This window comes from Paenibacillus lacisoli (assembly GCF_030580655.1).
Classification (GTDB): Bacteria; Bacillota; Bacilli; order Paenibacillales; family Paenibacillaceae; genus Paenibacillus; species Paenibacillus lacisoli.
The window spans coordinates 1-16,561 of record NZ_JAUQTB010000007.1; the positions used below are offsets into that span (position 1 = coordinate 1).

At 48.5% G+C, this 16,561-nt stretch carries 12 protein-coding genes and 1 rRNA gene; 3 read left to right on the top strand and 10 right to left on the bottom strand.

Annotation, left to right across the window (positions count from 1 at the left end; translation table 11 throughout):
• The 5 genes from Q5741_RS13130 to Q5741_RS13150 form a co-directional block, all read right to left on the bottom strand.
• Window positions 1-74, bottom strand: a 16S ribosomal RNA gene (locus tag Q5741_RS13130); the annotation flags it as partial.
• Window positions 75-473: 399 nt separating this feature from the next.
• Window positions 474-2,060, bottom strand: a complete 1,587-nt coding sequence (locus Q5741_RS13135) for an amidohydrolase (protein ID WP_305024551.1) — start codon at window positions 2,058-2,060, stop codon at window positions 474-476.
• 105 nt (window positions 2,061-2,165) lie between these two features.
• Window positions 2,166-2,672, bottom strand: a complete 507-nt coding sequence (locus Q5741_RS13140) for an MFS transporter (protein ID WP_305024552.1) — start codon at window positions 2,670-2,672, stop codon at window positions 2,166-2,168.
• 197 nt (window positions 2,673-2,869) lie between these two features.
• Window positions 2,870-3,472 carry a winged helix-turn-helix domain-containing protein gene (locus tag Q5741_RS13145; RefSeq protein ID WP_305024553.1) on the bottom strand — a complete coding sequence of 201 codons (603 nt, stop codon included), beginning with the start codon at window positions 3,470-3,472 and terminating at the stop codon, window positions 2,870-2,872.
• A 120-nt stretch (window positions 3,473-3,592) separates the two neighbouring features.
• On the bottom strand, window positions 3,593-5,161 hold the full coding sequence (locus Q5741_RS13150) for a methyl-accepting chemotaxis protein (RefSeq protein ID WP_305024554.1): 1,569 nt from the start codon (window positions 5,159-5,161) through the stop codon (window positions 3,593-3,595).
• Between the two features lie 284 nt (window positions 5,162-5,445).
• On the opposite strand from Q5741_RS13150, the gene yhbH reads away from it, so the two are divergent.
• The 3 genes from yhbH to Q5741_RS13165 all read left to right on the top strand — a co-directional run bounded on the left by yhbH (window position 5,446) and on the right by Q5741_RS13165 (window position 9,012).
• Complete coding sequence (gene yhbH / locus Q5741_RS13155; protein ID WP_305024555.1) at window positions 5,446-6,612, top strand: sporulation protein YhbH; 1,167 nt, start codon at window positions 5,446-5,448, stop codon at window positions 6,610-6,612.
• A complete protein-coding gene (locus Q5741_RS13160) occupies window positions 6,609-8,054 on the top strand; it encodes a SpoVR family protein (protein WP_305024556.1) in 1,446 nt (481 codons plus the stop codon). Before yhbH ends, Q5741_RS13160 begins: the two co-directional genes overlap by 4 nt.
• 94 nt (window positions 8,055-8,148) lie before the next feature.
• On the top strand, window positions 8,149-9,012 hold the full coding sequence (locus Q5741_RS13165; RefSeq protein ID WP_305024557.1) for a methyl-accepting chemotaxis protein: 864 nt from the start codon (window positions 8,149-8,151) through the stop codon (window positions 9,010-9,012).
• Window positions 9,013-9,422: 410 nt separating this feature from the next.
• On the opposite strand, the gene Q5741_RS13170 is transcribed toward Q5741_RS13165, so the two are convergent.
• From Q5741_RS13170 to Q5741_RS13190, 5 genes are all read right to left on the bottom strand, one after another.
• Window positions 9,423-10,595 carry a hypothetical protein gene (locus Q5741_RS13170; protein WP_305024558.1) on the bottom strand — a complete coding sequence of 391 codons (1,173 nt, stop codon included), beginning with the start codon at window positions 10,593-10,595 and terminating at the stop codon, window positions 9,423-9,425.
• A gap of 177 nt (window positions 10,596-10,772) precedes the next feature.
• Window positions 10,773-11,879, bottom strand: coding sequence for a hypothetical protein (locus tag Q5741_RS13175; RefSeq protein WP_305024559.1), 1,107 nt, complete (start codon window positions 11,877-11,879; stop codon window positions 10,773-10,775).
• Window positions 11,880-12,151: 272 nt separating this feature from the next.
• Window positions 12,152-13,159 (bottom strand): LacI family DNA-binding transcriptional regulator, encoded by a 1,008-nt coding sequence (locus Q5741_RS13180; RefSeq protein ID WP_305024560.1) that lies wholly within the window; start codon window positions 13,157-13,159, stop codon window positions 12,152-12,154.
• A gap of 241 nt (window positions 13,160-13,400) precedes the next feature.
• The gene (locus Q5741_RS13185) at window positions 13,401-14,408 is read right to left on the bottom strand and encodes a globin-coupled sensor protein (protein ID WP_305024561.1); all 1,008 of its coding nucleotides are present in this window, start codon (window positions 14,406-14,408) and stop codon (window positions 13,401-13,403) included.
• A gap of 173 nt (window positions 14,409-14,581) precedes the next feature.
• Window positions 14,582-16,477 (bottom strand): PrkA family serine protein kinase, encoded by a 1,896-nt coding sequence (locus Q5741_RS13190; protein WP_305024562.1) that lies wholly within the window; start codon window positions 16,475-16,477, stop codon window positions 14,582-14,584.
• Window positions 16,478-16,561 lie beyond the last annotated feature (84 nt).

Consider the following 16,561-nt stretch of genomic DNA (forward strand, 5'->3'; position numbering starts at 1 on the left):
AAACCCCGCTCGACTTGCATGTATTAGGCACGCCGCCAGCGTTCGTCCTGAGCCAGGATCAAACTCTCCAATAAAGTATTGAAAAGAGCGATAAGCTCATTTTGAATCTGACGAGATATAAATCTCATTGTTTGCTGTTACTTGCGCAACAGTGATACTCACTCGTTGTTCAGTTTTCAAAGATCAAGCATTCCATTCGTCGTCAGTGTTTCTCGGTGACAACTTTTATATCATACCATGTTACCAAGCAGTTCGTCAACATCTTTTTTTCGATTATTTTCTTCACTGCTTTAACTTATCCACACTCGTTTATCGGGCGGATTTATAATTTACCACGTTCAGCAGCTCTTCACAAGTTATAAATTTTACCACTTTAAATTTGTGTCCCTATACTAAATCTATGTTCTTACATCAAAGACCCGCGCACCCATCCAAGCAGCGCTGGATTAAGCCGCGCAGGTCTCCCTTTTACACTACATTGAACTGTAGCCAACCTGGCCATTCACTATTGTCATTCTTACCTGGGTTTGCAGCAGTGATTCAGGAGAATCAAAAATATCGCGGTCCACTACCGTAAAGTCTGCAGCCATACCTTCTTTTATCTCACCTCGATTGGATTCCCCCGCCGCTTTGGCGCTTCCTTGGGTAAAGAGATCCACCGCTTCTTTAATGCTGAGCTTTTCTTCCGGTAGGTAGCCTTCGTGTATTTCTTCTGGTCTCCGACGAGTTACTGCGGCGTGCAGGCCAAGGAACGGATCCAGCGGTTCAATCGGAGCATCACTGCCGCCAGCACAATCCACACCGGAGTCAATTAGCTTTTTCCAGGCATACAAATAATCCGTCCGTCGTCCAACCCGATCCAGAACCCATGGAAAATCACTCGCTACAAAACGGGGCTGTATATCTGCCGCAAGATGGAGCTGCTTCATCCGGGCAACCGAATCAGCATGGACAATTTGCCCATGGATAAGACGATCAGGGAGCACAGAATGATCTTGCAGCCTATGGGTCTCCATCGCCGTTAAGGTCATGTCCGCCGCCAGATCGCCAATCGCATGAACAGCAACAGGATATCCGAGTGCTCTTGCTCTCGAGACCATCTCATTCAAGTGTTCCTGTGTCTGAATAGCCATGCCGCTGGTCTCCGGTGCGTCACTATAAGGTTCGCGCAAAAGAGCTGTTCGACCTCCGAGAGCGCCGTCTGAGAACATTTTGACTGCACCAATCCGAATCCACTCATCTCCCTGGTTAGGCAGGATCCCCAATTCCTTCATCTCATCCAGGAAAGTATGGAACATGAGCTGATGAGTACGGAATACCAAGCCTTCCTCTCTCAGCTCGCGGTGTATCCGCAGCATCGTATCGGCACTCCCCAGCAATCTAAGATCCTCCGTATGCACGGCTGTAAGTCCCAAGCGCAGCGCATCCAGAATACCCCGGCGGACTGCTGCTTTTTTGACTGCATAATCTGGTTCGGGCTGCACCTTCGCAAAAGCCGCCGAAGCTTCTTCATATATCCACCCGTTCAGATCGCCGTCTTCGTCTCGTCCGAAGGCACCTGATTCAGGATCTGGCGTTGACGCCGCAACCCCCGCCCTGCGGAAAGCTTCCGAGTTGCCAAGAAAGGCATGGAAGCAGGTCCGGGTCAGGTACAGCGGGTGGTCGCCTGCAGCTTCATCCAGTTCAGTCCTATGCGGGGCAGCCGATGGACTAAAGTTATTCTCGTTCCAATTCAATCCGAGAATCCACTCCCCAGGCGGTGTAACTGCCGCCCGATTGCGGATCATTTGAAGCATTTCCTCCTTGGAGGCCGCCTCGGTAAAGTCCAACATATCCAGCTTCATTCCATGCATTGCAAGATGCATATGTGAATCTACCAATCCCGGCAGTACATACTGTCCTTGCCAATCGATGGTTTGAACTTCTTTTCCCGCAAGCTGTAAAGTGAGGTCAGATGCATGCCCGACAGCACGAATGACACCATCTTCCACCAATACGGCATCTCCTGGATGTGAAGCCGGGTGAGCAAATTTAGCGTTTTTGAACAATATGAAAGACATCCAATCTCTCCTTAAATCCATCAATATAAATACTTATCTACATTATACTTCGTTTACGCACCATTGTCCGTCGTGACTCCCAGCTGCTTTTTCCTTTCGGTCTGGTTATACCGATTTACTTCTGGCCACATCCTGCGACCATAGAAAAGGCCTGCCAGTCCAATTCCTCCAATGACCAGCCCCGCCTGCCAGAACACGACGCTTGCTCCAAAGTGGGAAATCAGCAGCCCCCCCCAATAACGGGGCAATCAGCATAACACAGCTCATCATCATATTCTGAATACTAAAGACACGACCCGTCAGATGTAAAGGCGTCTCCGTCTGCAGCATGTAATTGTAGGTCACCATGTATAGTCCGTTGCCGATACCGATGGATCCTCCCAGAAATAATATCGGCCAGACCGCTGACCCTGCCTGAGTACAGCCCAATAGACCCATACCGGCACCAATATAAATACATTCCCCTCCCAGACCTTTTTCCGGGCTCAGAGACTTAAAGCAGTTCAATACGGCTATCATAAGCACAGAACCCACTCCAATCGCGGAGATGAGCCAGCCGAGCAGGGTTTCCTGATCAGGACGAATCTGCCGAAGCCAGCTTGGCCCCTGCATTGAGCAAAATCTACACCTGGGGAGATAAAACAGCGAGCAGCAATTCTCCCAGGAGCGGACCTGCGCGAGCACCTGCAGCCCTTCATCAATAGAAGCAGCCCCGCTTTCATACTGCCCTTGACTCAAAAGCAGAAGCCTGTTCACAACTCAATATCTTCCAATCTCCCGCAAATAAGGCATATCCTGAAGCAATTGCTCTACCTGAATTGAAGTCTTCTCGGCTTCCGCCATATCCCCGTCCATAAATGAACATACATCTCCATAATGGCTACAGGCATGACAAAACCGGTAACTTGTCTTTCTCCACGTTGGCATGGGTCCGAATCCCCACGAATAAATCGGATATATATTCTATAAAAATTATCTACCCGAACTCCGAGTACCTCCTGCTGAGCAAGCAGTGCCTGCATGGAATGACCTTGGCCGAATAAGTGGTAGCGGCTCAGCATCTCAGCAATCGCCTGTTCCATCTGCTTGTCCTGTGTAGAAGGATTGGCCCATTTGATTTCTTCTCTGCTCACCGACACTGTCAGAATGTAGCCATAACCACGCACGGTATTAATGGCGATGCCGGGCCAGGAACCCAGCTTCTTGCGCAGCCGGTAAATATGGTCATCTACCGTACGGTCTACCGGATATTCGAGCGGCCATACCTGTTCCAGAAGCTGCGTCCGGGTAAACGCCTGGTTTCGATGAAAGTACAGAAACTGCAGCAGAGCATATTCCTTCGGCAGCAGCTGCAGTTGCCGCGTTCCGTCTGTCACCACATACCCATCCGGATTAAACATAATTTCAAGCATCGAACGTGCCCCCTCATACCCTAATCATTAATACCATATAACAAAAAAACCTGTCCCTACGGGTATACCGTAGAGACAGGTTCAAAAGCAAGTCAAAAGCGTCCATTCAGCTATAATACCTTAAGCTGAGACCGGCATATCCGAAGAGACGGCTGCTAAATGGTCGCCTTGATCCTTCTTCTGCATAACCACCGCGGCAGCCATCGCTTTCTGCTCCAGTTCTGCATTTGCCCCGCTATGGTTAAACACAAGGTCGTTCAGACTGAGAATAAGCTGCTCCAGCTCACTGAAGCTGTCCACCATTTCTTTCGTTATGTTATGCTGCTCTTCCATGCTTGCGAGAATCTGCTCTGCTGCTGCACTTGATTGTTCCGTCACACCGGAGATTTCAGTCACCTCGCCGACTACTTTCCGCGAAGACTCCTCCATCGTTACCGAGCTGTTCTCAATCTCGGAAGCCTGGTTCAGTACCTGCTGTGTGTTGGCATTAATGGTACGGAATACTTCATCCGCCGTCTGAACTGCAGCCCGGCCTTCTGCCAGAGATTCGCGCACACCTTCAAACCGTTCCGTCAAAGATAAGGTTCTGCGCTGCAAACGCAACAAAATATCTGAAATTTCCTGTGCGGATTGCCCTGAATGTTCGGCCAGCTTGCGGACCTCTCCGGCTACCACTGCAAATCCCCGTCCGTGTTCGCCGGCACGCGCAGATTCAATAGCGGCATTGAGCGCCAGTAGATTTGTCTGCTTCGAGATCGCGGAGATTCCGTTCAGAATCGTGGTCATTGACTCGCTCTCCCGGTTAAAGTCCTGCATCTCCTTGGCCATGTTCAAGATGACCTCATACAATTCGGACATGCGGGAATTCAAATGATCCATGCTGGAACTGCCGACTTCAGTTACAGAAGCCATCGTGCTTGACAGCTCCTTCATCTCCTTGGAGTTAGCAGCTACTTCTCTGATATGCAGATCTGATACGGATAGAGATTCGGATATCTCAGACACGCTGCTCGCCTGAAATTCAACTCCCTTGGCAACCTCCATGAACCCCATGGTAACTTCTGACGTAATTGTCCCTGTATTTGTCACCTTACGTTTCATCTGCTCCGTATAGCTGCCAAGCCCGGCAGCAGCCTCCTGAACGCGCTCGAACATGGACTCTACCTGCCGCTTGGACTGCTCCACTTCCGACCAGCGCCGTTCGCTTTCCAGGTAGAGCTTGTAATTTAGATGAGAGACAACCATGAGCGCGGCACCTGCAATGATGAACATCCCCAGATTAATGGCATTTCCGATCATACCTTCAGGCGTGGGGTCTGGTGACAAAATGAACATTTGGACAGCATCGACCACTACCGTTACCCCGAAACCGATGGCAAAGAAAATCCGCCTAGGATAAAACAGGAGCATGGACCCTACGACCAGACCCAGAATTAGGTTGGCTGAGTCTATACTCAGATATACAATCACAGCAATCAGCAGGGCTGTAATCAGCCATGGTAAAAGCTGTGTATGTTTTCGGCGAATGACACAATAAGTTACCCAGCTGTTAAACACAATGGAGACGATGTTACTGATCCAAAGCTGCGGTATCATAAAAGCCAAGCCGATTCCCACGGCCGAAATCACCCACATGAGTATCATAATCAACTTGTTTCTTCTCCAAATAATCTCATCCAAACGATTCATGACGATCCCCGACCTTTAATAGTAATGTGTTTTATTGTAGGACTTTCGATATTGCATTTATTTCGTAAAGAGACACTACTAGTTCATATATCGGATCACCATGAATCAAAAGTTATATTGACAAAAGCGTATATTAAAATAATTCACTCTGGTATGAGAGCCTGTCTTTCCCGGAAAAGTCGCCGAAATCCGCAACACCCTTCACATAACATACTGAGCCGTGAATATACTTACTTTACAACAGGCCAAACTGTGCCGCGTATTCCAAAAGGGAGGTGCCTCACATGCCGGATCCACGCCACTCCAGCTCGTTTATTTTGTCCCGCGAAGATTGGTCGCTTCATCGTAAAGGGTACCAGGACCAACAGCGTCACCAGCAGAAAGTAAAGGAAATGATCAAGCAAAACCTGCCTGATCTTATTACGGAAGAGAACATTATCATGTCGGATGGCAAGCAGATCATCAAAATCCCTGTCCGCAGTCTGGATGAATATCGTTTTGTATACAATTATCAAAAGCAAAAGCATGTGGGCCAAGGCGACGGTGACAGTCAGGTCGGCGACGTCATTGGCAGAGATCCTGCGGCAGCCAAGCCCGGCAAGGGTGAAAAAGCCGGCGATCAGCCAGGTTACGACATTGTCGAAACAGAGGTGCGCATCGATGAACTGGAGGATATGCTGTTCGAGGGTATGCAGCTCCCGCACCTGAAGCAGAAGGACAAAGATCAGATTGAGACACATACCGTCGTGTTTAATGACATCCGCAAGAAAGGTATGCAGTCCAACATTGACAAAAAACGGACGATTCTGGAGAATCTCCGCCGCAATGCCACTTCCGGTTCACCGGGCATTCATCATATCAGTCCGGACGATCTTCGTTACAAAACCTGGGAAGACAAGATGATCCCCCAATCCAATGCGGTCATTTTGGCTATGATGGACACGTCCGGTTCTATGGGATCTTTTGAAAAATACTGTGCCCGCAGCTTTTTTTTCTGGATGACCCGCTTCCTGCGCAGACAATATGAGAAGGTCGAAATCGTGTTCCTAGCCCACCATACCGAGGCCAAGGAAGTGAGCGAAGAAGAATTTTTCACCCGCGGCGAGAGCGGCGGCACAATCTGTTCCTCCGTCTACCAAAAAGCCCTCGAAGTCATTGATACCCGGTATCCTCCATCCAGTTACAATATCTACCCCTTCCACTTCTCGGACGGTGACAATCTGACCTCAGATAATGAACGCTGTGTCCGGCTGATCGGAGAGCTGCTCAAACGAAGCAATATGTTCGGCTACGGCGAAGTGAATCAGTATAACCGCAGCAGTACGCTGATGTCCGCTTATAAAAATATTAAAATGGATCATTTTATGTACTATGTCATTAAGGAGAAAGGCGAGGTTTACAAGGCGCTGCGCACCTTTTTCCGCCAGCCGGAGGGGGATGTCGTGTCATGAGCGATGAAATGAAGCAGCTGGAATATGCGATCAGCGAAATTATGGAGATCGCCGATGGCTTCGGTCTGGATTACTATCCTATGCGTTATGAAATCTGCCCTGCTGATATTATCTATACCTTTGGCGCTTATGGCATGCCGACCCGCTTCAGCCACTGGAGCTTCGGGAAAACGTTCCAAAAAATGAAGATGCAGTATGACTTCGGACTCAGCAAAATCTACGAACTCGTGATTAACTCGAATCCCTGCTACGCGTTCCTGCTGGACGGTAACTCCCTCATTCAGAACAAGCTGATTGTCGCGCACGTGCTGGCCCACTGTGATTTTTTCAAAAATAACGCACGCTTCTCAGCCTCCAACCGCAATATGGTCGAGAGCATGTCGGCAACCGCGGACCGGATTGCAAGTTATGAGCTGGAGCACGGTACGGAAGCCGTCGAATCGTTCATCGATGCCGTGCTTGGCATTCAGGAGCATGTAGACCCTCAGCTGATCAAACCGCGGCGGCTGGACAAACAGCGTTACATGGAAATGAAAATCAAGCAGCAGAAAGCCAAGCCGAAGCCGATCAAAAGCGGGGAATATGACGACCTGTGGTCACTGGATGAGCGGAACAACACGCCGGAGGACGAGTCGGACGGCAGCAGCATGTACCGCCGGTTTCCACCGGAGCCGGAAAAGGATATCGTCTGGTTTATTCAGGAATTCTCGGAAATTCTGGAGGATTGGCAGCGAGACATCATGACCATGCTGCGGGATGAAATGCTGTACTTCTGGCCGCAGATGGAGACCAAGATCATGAACGAAGGCTGGGCCTCCTATTGGCATCAACGCATTATACGCGAGCTGGACCTTACAAGTGAAGAAACCGTGGAATTTGCCATGCTGAATGCATCGGTCGTGCAGCCCTCACGTCAAAGCCTGAACCCTTATTACCTCGGCCTCAAGATCTTCGAGGATATCGAACGCCGCTGGGACCACCCAACCCGCGAGGAGCAGGAACGGCTCGGGCGTAAGCCCAACCAGGGCAGGGCCAAAATGTTCGAAGTGCGGGAATTCGATTCGGATCTCTCCTTTATCCGCAACTATATGACCAAACAGCTGACGGAAGATCTAGACCTGTATGTCTTTCAAAAGCAGGGCCAGGACTGGAAAATCACGGATAAGTCATGGGAAAATATTCGCGATGAGCTGATTTACTCCCGGGTGAACGGCGGCTCTCCATATCTTGTCGTCCAGGATGGCGACTACAACCGGACCGGTGAGCTTGTGCTCCAGCACCAGTATGAAGGCATCGAGCTGGATTTGAAGTATATGGAGCGAACACTTCCTTATGTATACCGCTTATGGGGCAAGGGTGTTCATCTCATTACGACGGTGGAAGAGAAGAAGGTCATGTTCAGTTATGACGGCAAAAAACTGCACCGGAAATTCATGCAGTAATACGTTGTGAAAGTTTATTAAATTTGTTGCATAATAAACCAAATATCCCTTATGATCAAGAAAAATAAAATTCAGCTAATAAGGGGTACCCTACATGTCACAAGTCAGCGCAGATCCATTAAATCAAGCGGCACCGCCGCATCCTATCCTGGAATCTTTTCTACAATTGTTACCCTTGCTGCATACACTGCTGCCAGATGTATCCCTGGGTATTACGGACACATCCAAGTGGCTTGCCTATTATCCGGGCAGCAGAATTGATGTCGGAGCCAAAGCCGGAACCCCGATTCATTCTGAGGAACCGCTGTACCGCTGTATTCACGACCAGGTCATCATTAACGAGCAGGTGCCTGAGCAATTTTTTGGCATTGCCTTTCATGGCCTGGCTGTCCCGATTCTGAATGAGGGAGTAACGATTGGCGCCCTTGCCGCTCAGAATCAGGGTCATAATGAAAAAGAGCTGTTACAAATATCCGAACAAATCGTAGAATCCATTTCCCAGGCCAATCAAGGTGTCTCACAAGTTGCCGAAGGTGCCGAGGGGCTTGCTCACATCTCCGGCAACCTGCTGGACATCTCCCGTCAGGCATCCCTGCAGATGAACGACACCCATGAAGTCATTACGTTCATTAAAGGCATCGCTGATCAGACCCACCTTCTTGGCCTTAATGCTGCTATTGAAGCAGCCAGGGCAGGCGATATGGGAAGCGGGTTTGGTGTCGTTGCGAGCGAGATCCGCAAGCTGTCTCACGAAACCATTGCTTCCGCGGACCGTATTCAGCAGACGCTGCATAACATGCGTAAGACTATGGATGAACTGGTCGTGTCGATTGAGAAGGTCGTCGAGGTGGGCAACAGCCAAGCCGATTCTTCTGAGCAAGTGTCCTCCTTCATTGGGGATATTGAACAGATGAGCCGGAAACTGAACAGCTACGCGATCAATCTGCAAGCCAAATAGTAAATAGCCGGGGCTCTGCCCCGGCTATTTATTGTGTATAAGATATGCTTTTACTCCCTCTTTTCAGAAAACGACTGCACCATTTCCTTAAACTTGGCCGGACTCCAACACCGTAACCAGATAGGCGATATGGTGCCCATCCATGATGCCGTTCACGGCAACCTGTTTTCTCTCCAACCTCTTCTACCTCTGCCCCAGTCAAAGAATCTAACAGGTTCTCCTTGATAAACTCGTGTTAATCTCCAGCGTCACGTATTTACCGATGTCTGATTTCAATTCACTAATTACTTCGGCGTACTCCTCATTTTTTTGTTGAAAACCAGCAATGCCGTATCTTTATTCATCTTGGTCTCCTGCTTCCAGTTTCGTGGCACCTTCATACTGATTATTCCGTCGTCGCTATGTAAGGTCTAGGTCTGTGTGGCAAAACCGTTTTCTAAATTAGCTGTATCTGGTCTATCCGGTACGTCTACGATTCTAAAACTTTTCTTAATCTGATTATAATGCTCTTGATGATTTCCTGGGTTTAAATCCGAAGCCCAGAATTTCAGTACATAATACCTTCCATTCCTGTGAGTCACAAAAACCGAATAAGTAGTCTTGTATTTCTTCAACCCTCCTTTTATAAACCCGCTAATAATGAATTCTTTCCCTTCATTTCCGTTTAACTTTATATCTTCCTCACTCACCAGCTCCATGTCCTCCAGCTGCTGTTCCAACATCAACTGTAGAACATTACGATAATATGTATTTAACGAAACCAACGGTTCTCCGGTCACATCACTGTAGACCATCATGAACTCCTTATCCTGTATATTAGTACCATGTAATAACGCATCATCATTAAACTTGTATTCCGTTCTCCACTTCAGAGGCAGTTGAATTGTAACACCTTCTTGCTCGTGCGTTAATTGATGAAAGGTTTCTCCGTCTTGTGTCTCCTCACGTACCCGCATCCCCCCCTCAGCATCCGCGGCAGTCAGTTGGGATTCCTTCTTGTCAACAATTTGAATCGATTTCATGATCTCTCTGTAGGTCTGTTCCTCTTTATGATTCAATGAATATTGTGACATGAAAATAATATTATAGTAGGTTCCTCCGTTGATAAAACTAGTGACAAACCCGTCCGTTTTTACACCCTTAACTTGACTAAAGAGAGCGGGAACCGGAAGCAGCGAGTTTGGGTATGGCTTGGATACTTCCGCACCTTTGGTGGAGCCCGCCAGCTTCTCGACTGATAACTCGTGGTAAGTATCTAAAGAAATCCTCGACGTGTAAGTGTCTTCTGGATTAGCAATAACAAATACCTTTAATCCTTCATTAGAGTTATAGATGTCAATGACACTGTCGGTAAGATGATCCAGCTCACGAACCTTCCACTGATCGGTTGCTGTCAATTTGATCTCTCCATTGTCACTAATGAATAATTTGCTGTCCAGTCTCTCGAAGGCGGCTTCTGCATCATTACCTTTTTCGCCTACAGTCTGTATATGCTCTACACTATGGATACCGCTGCTACAGCCAAACAAAGCCCATGAAAGAATGAATAATAAAAAACCTGCAACTGCTCTTCTTAATAGCATCTGACACCTCCCATACCAATACATTCGGATCATAATATACCATTAATGTCCGAAAAATGGATATCTGTCCATGTACTCAATTTTCGACAAACCTCCTGCGTAGAAACACAAATGACCCAATAAAGAAGAGCCGAAGGCATCAGCCTCCGGCTCTTCTGTTTCTACATTTAAGCATCCTTATTTACTATTATCGCTGAAAGATTGCAGAATTCCCTGGTACTCTTTCTTGCTTTCAATATATTTGTTCTGCAGGGTCCAGAAAATAATCTGATTATACCGCTGCTTGGACTCGACGACCGTAACGAGATAAGACATTTTGATGCTGTCCACACTTCCGCTCAGCGAGAACTGCTTCCCTTTCATCCCGTTGACCTCGACCTGTCCCACTTCCTCAACCTTTGCATTCTGTACGGAATTGAGCATCTGGTCCTTAATGACGCTATAATAATCATCCATCGTATATTCTTCACCGATGTCGGATTTGAGCTCGCTGAGGACCATCAGATAATCTTCACCCTTCGTGTAGGAAGCCTGGATGTCGGCTTCTTCATTCAGCTTGGTTTCCTGCTTCCAATTCGACGGAACTTTAATGCTGAGGACACCATCATCACTCTTCAGTGTCCGCTTGAACAGGCTGCCGTCCGAATCAGGTGTGACGGGTGTGCTGTCCTTGACAATGTTCAAGGAATCCATGATCTGCTTATACGTCGTATCGTCATCAGCATCCTTCTCGCCTTGAACCACATAACCGGTCTGATAGTAATTGCTGCCCTTCTCGAAGGTGGAAATCATATATTGGGCCTTTTGTCCATTTACCTCACCGGTTAATTCGCTTTCGAGTGCAGGCTGGGAGACAACCGTTGTTTTGTTAGGCTCCGAGCGTTTTAGATCACTGGACTGAATTTCGATGTTATCCAGAATGGTCTTGTGATAGCTCTCCAGAGTGATGTCAGAGGTAAAATCCTTTTTGGCCTGTGCATCCACATAAAACATTTTCTCAGCTTTCGGACTGGCTACAACAAACATCAGCTGATCTTTCAGAATGTTGGTTACTTTCCAGCCTTCAGGGGCAATCAGCTCGACACTGCCGTCCGAGGATACCAGCTTGTTTCCCTCATCGGCCGGTTTCTTCTCTTCTGCAGATTTCTGATCCGCTTGTTGGGCCGAGCTGGTATCCGTACTGGCTGCTGCAGGTTCCGCTTTATCTTTGGATGAACCGCATCCCGCAATCATGACAACCAGTGATACCAGAAGCAATACGTTTAACCATTTTTTCTCTCTCATCTCGATGACCTCTCCTTGCTTGCTAAGTTGGTTTGCCTATGAGGTAAATAACCTAAAATCTAACATTCTAATCTGAATTTACCCCTCTTGAATAAACACAATCCACAATATACCATTCCTGAGCATCTTAAGTCGATCTGTCTACATTCGTGATTTGTCATACTCCGATTCAACGAATCTGATTCTCTGGGCTTAGAAAAGCGCCCGGTTTATCCGCCTGCCAGCTTCGCATACAAGCAAAAAGGCACAGTTATCACTGTGCCTCATGCTGCTTATACCGTCTGAACCTTGGCCGTCGTATGGCGTATCACCAAATGGGACGGTTCCATAATGACCGGCGGAGAATACTCCGCATTCTCAACCATGGCAATCAGAAACTCAATCGAACGGACACCGATATTGAATATATTCTGGTTGACTGTCGTCAGGCCAGGCTTAAACACCTGAGCATAATACGTATTATCAAACCCAATGACCGAGATATCTTCCGGAACCGACAAACCGTGCCTTTCAATCTCCTGGATGGCTCCAAAAGCAGACATATCAGAAGCACATATGATTCCTGTCGGCGGATTCGGCAATTCCAGCAGTTTGCGTGCCGCCTGGCTGCCGCCGTCGAAGGAGTAGTCACACACTTCCATATATGACGGATTATACTCCAGACCACTTTCCCGGATGCCCGCACGGTAGCCTTCCAGACGCAGATTGGCCATAGACGGGCCCAGCGTACCGGAGATATAAGCAATTTTACGGTGACCCAGCTCACTCAAATGACTGACAGCCATCCTGATTGCATTATGATTATCTGTAGTTATGTAACCCGCACGTTTCCCAACCTGATCGGTATCGACAAACATGGTAGGCAGATCGGAATGAATGAGCTCATCTACACCGCGATTGTCTTTATCTACACCGAATACGACCACACCATCCACGTTGCGGCTGCGGCAGTGCTTCAGAAAGGAATAGTTAGGATCATCAAACCGCGTAGAGAGACGGACCAGATCATAACCGCTGTTCTCCAGTGCTGTCTTAATGCCTTCCAGCAGCTCGGAGACGAAGGGGTTGGTGAATGGTACGGTCAACAGAACGCCTACCGTCCATGATCTCCGTTTGACCAATCCTCTGGCTACCACATTGGGCTGATAGCGCAGGTGATCGATCGCTTTGTTAACTTTTTTGCGGGTCTTGTCACTGACATCAGGATAATTGTTGATTACCTTGGACACGGTCGCTACCGACACCCCTGCATGTTTGGCAACATCATGAATGGAAGCCATGCAAATCACCTCTATGATTACTACTTGGTCAAACGATTGTTCGACGTTTACCTGAATTAATGGTATGTATTCCGCATTGTGTGTACCGTGGGCGGCGGCAGACAAAGGGCTAGTCAACCTGCGTACAATGCATCGCTCAACGTATTATAGCTTAAATACAATGGTTTAGATATAAGCTTCTTATTAGGAGATTGCACGAAAAGCGGACAGGAGTTCAACCTCCCGCCCGCTGCTCCGGCGCTTACTCCGCTGTATGAATCGAGTTCAGGTCTGCTGCCACCTGCTCCACCATGCGTACAAAGGCAACCAGCTCCTCCGAGCTGGACGCCTGCTTACGTGCATTCTCGGATGTCTCGTTCGCCTCCGTCTGCACACTGCCCAGCTTCGGGAGAATTGCAGCAAGCTTCTGCTGGATATGCTGCTGGGCCTTGCGCGAATCTGCCGCCAGCTTCCGGACCTCCTGGGCGACAATATCAAAGCCCCGACCGGCTTCTCCGGCTCTCGCCGCCTCTATCGCTGCATTAAGGCCAAGCAGATGGGTCTGATCTGACAGTTCACGGATCATGCCGCTCATACTCTCAATCTGCCGGACCTCCTGACCCAATTCATGAATCAGGCTCTGGGCCTTCTCCTGGGAAGCGGCTGTCGTTCGTGCCGTAACGGCGATAGATTGTGCATTCGTATTGAGCTCCACAATCATACGGGTCAGATCCTGCGCCCCCTGGGTCACCGAGATCAGCAGCCGCTGCTGTTCATCCGCAAGCATCTGCACCTTGCCTTTTTCCTGCTCTTCGTAAGCTTCAAGTACAAGCTGTGAATCCAGATTGAACATCTTGGACAGCGCATGAATGACAATGTACCACTGCTCCGGCAGAAGACGCCGGAAGATGTCAGCCGCAATATCCAGATACACCATGTAGGTTCCAAGGTAATAATCAGTGGTGAGACCAATACGGGAATGAACCTGTCCAATCTTGATCCGCTGTTCAATGAAAGCTTGATCGATGACTCCCTGTGCAAGTGACAGCCAGTAGCTGCGCTGCGTCTGCTTCAATCGATCGATGTTCGAGAAGCGGGTCATTAGCTGCATCAGCTCCGGACGCTGCTCAATGTGGTCATAGAAGCGGTCAACCACTTCATCGACCACCTGGCTGAACAGCTCCTGCTGACCGGACAATATGCCGAGCTCCCGTTCTGTAATTCCAATATACTCAACCTGTTTCTTTCTGTTCTCTGTCAGATTGATCATGATGACGCACCTCTCGATAATTACCTGTAATTGATTTTACTAAAATTTAGCTTTTTACATTATGAACGATCAAACTCATATCGTCTATATCATGGAAGCGCTTAATTTATAAAGAATATAAAAAAATCCCTTCTATATATAGAAGGGATTGTAAAATGCGGCTCCATCTTACGTTATCTGTTCAGCAGGCTTCCCACATAACGAAGCAAATCATTGGCACTTTGTGCGGTGTATCCGTGCTCTTCAATCAGTCTTTTTGTTACTTCATTCATGCGCTTGAGCTGTGTTGCATCCGGCGTCTTGGTCGAAGTGGTGATTTTGACAATATCCTTCAAATCGGAGAAGAGCTTCTTCTCGATGGCTTCCCGCAGCCGGTCATGGTTGTTGTATTCGAATTTGCGTCCCTTGCGGGAATACGCCGAGATACGGATCAGGATCTCCTCGCGGAAAGCCTTCTTCGCATTCTCCGAGACTCCAATCTGCTCTTCGATCGAACGCATCAGGCGCTCATCCGGATCCATTTCCTCATCCGTGAGGGGGTCACGGATTTTGGCCCAGTTGCAAAAGGCTTCAATGTTATCCAGATAGTTCTCAAACAGCGTCTTAGCCGACTCTTCAAAAGAATAAACAAAAGCCTTCTGTACTTCCTTCTTCGCCAGCTCATCGTATTCCTTGCGGGCTATTGAAATAAAGTTCAGGTAGCGTTCACGTTCTTCCTTCGTAATCGAAGCATGCTGATCCAGGCCGTCCTTGATGGCGCGGAGAATGTCAAGCGCATTAATGCTCTGCAGGTTCTGCTTGATCAGCGCGCTGGAAATACGGTTGATCACATAACGCGGATCGATCCCGCTCATGCCTTCCTCCAGATATTCTACCTGCATTTCTTTCAGGTCAGAGTCTTTGTAACCCTCAACCTCTTCGCCATCGTACATTCTCATCTTCTTGACCAGGTCCATACCCTGCTTTTTACTTTCCTTGAGGCGGGTCAGAATTGAGAAAATAGCTGCAGTACGAAGCGCGTGCGGGGCGATATGCACATGCTTCATATCACTCTGCTGAATCAGCTTGACGTAAATCTTCTCCTCTTCAGACACTTTCAGGTTGTATGGCACCGGCATGACGATCATCCGGGACTGCAGCGCTTCATTTTTCTTGTTCGCAATAAAAGCCTTATATTCCGATTCATTCGTATGGGCAACAATCAGTTCATCTGCGCTGATCAGGGCAAAACGGCCGGCCTTGAAGTTGCCCTCTTGAGTCAGCGAAAGCAGATTCCATAGAAACTTCTCATCGCACTTCAGCATCTCCTGAAACTCCATCAGCCCCCGGTTGGCTTTATTTAATTCACCGTCAAACCGGTAGGCACGCGGATCGGATTCCGAACCGAATTCGGTGATTGTGGAGAAATCGATGCTTCCCGTCAGGTCGGCGATGTCCTGTGATTTCGGATCAGACGGGCTGAAGGTACCGATACCTATACGGTTATCCTCCGATATGAACACCCGCTCGACACGCACTTTCTCCAGATCGCCGCCGTATTCCGTTTTGAGGCGCATGGCACAGGACGGGCAGAGATTTCCTTCAATTCTTACCCCCAGCTCCTTCTCCACATCAGCCCGCAGCTCCAGCGGAATCAGATGAAGCGGCTCTTCGTGCATCGGGCAGCCTTCAATGGCATAAATAGCCCCTTTTTCCGTGCGAGAGAACTGTTCCAGGCCCCTTTTCAGCAGCGTCACCAGTGTTGATTTACCGCCGCTCACGGGACCCATCAGCAGCAAAATACGTTTACGAACATCGAGTCTGCGTGCCGCCGAATGGAAATACTCTTCCACCAGCTTCTCCAGCGGATGATCAAGTCCGAAGATTTCCTGTTCAAAAAACTTGTAACGCTTGTGGCCTCCCTGCTCCTCTACGCCAAACGACTTGATCATCTCATACACACGGGCATGGGCTGTCATTGCAGGTGTCGGATCCTTTTTCAACAGGTCGATATAATCTCTAAATGTGCCGCTCCATGCCAAACGATCGTTCTCTGCCCGGTATTCCGCTACGCGTTCGAAAATGTTCATCCTCGGTACCTCCCCATGGCTCCGCTAGTAATTGCCTCCACTCCGAATAGTTAAGGGTCCCTTGCAACCCATTCATAAAAAAAG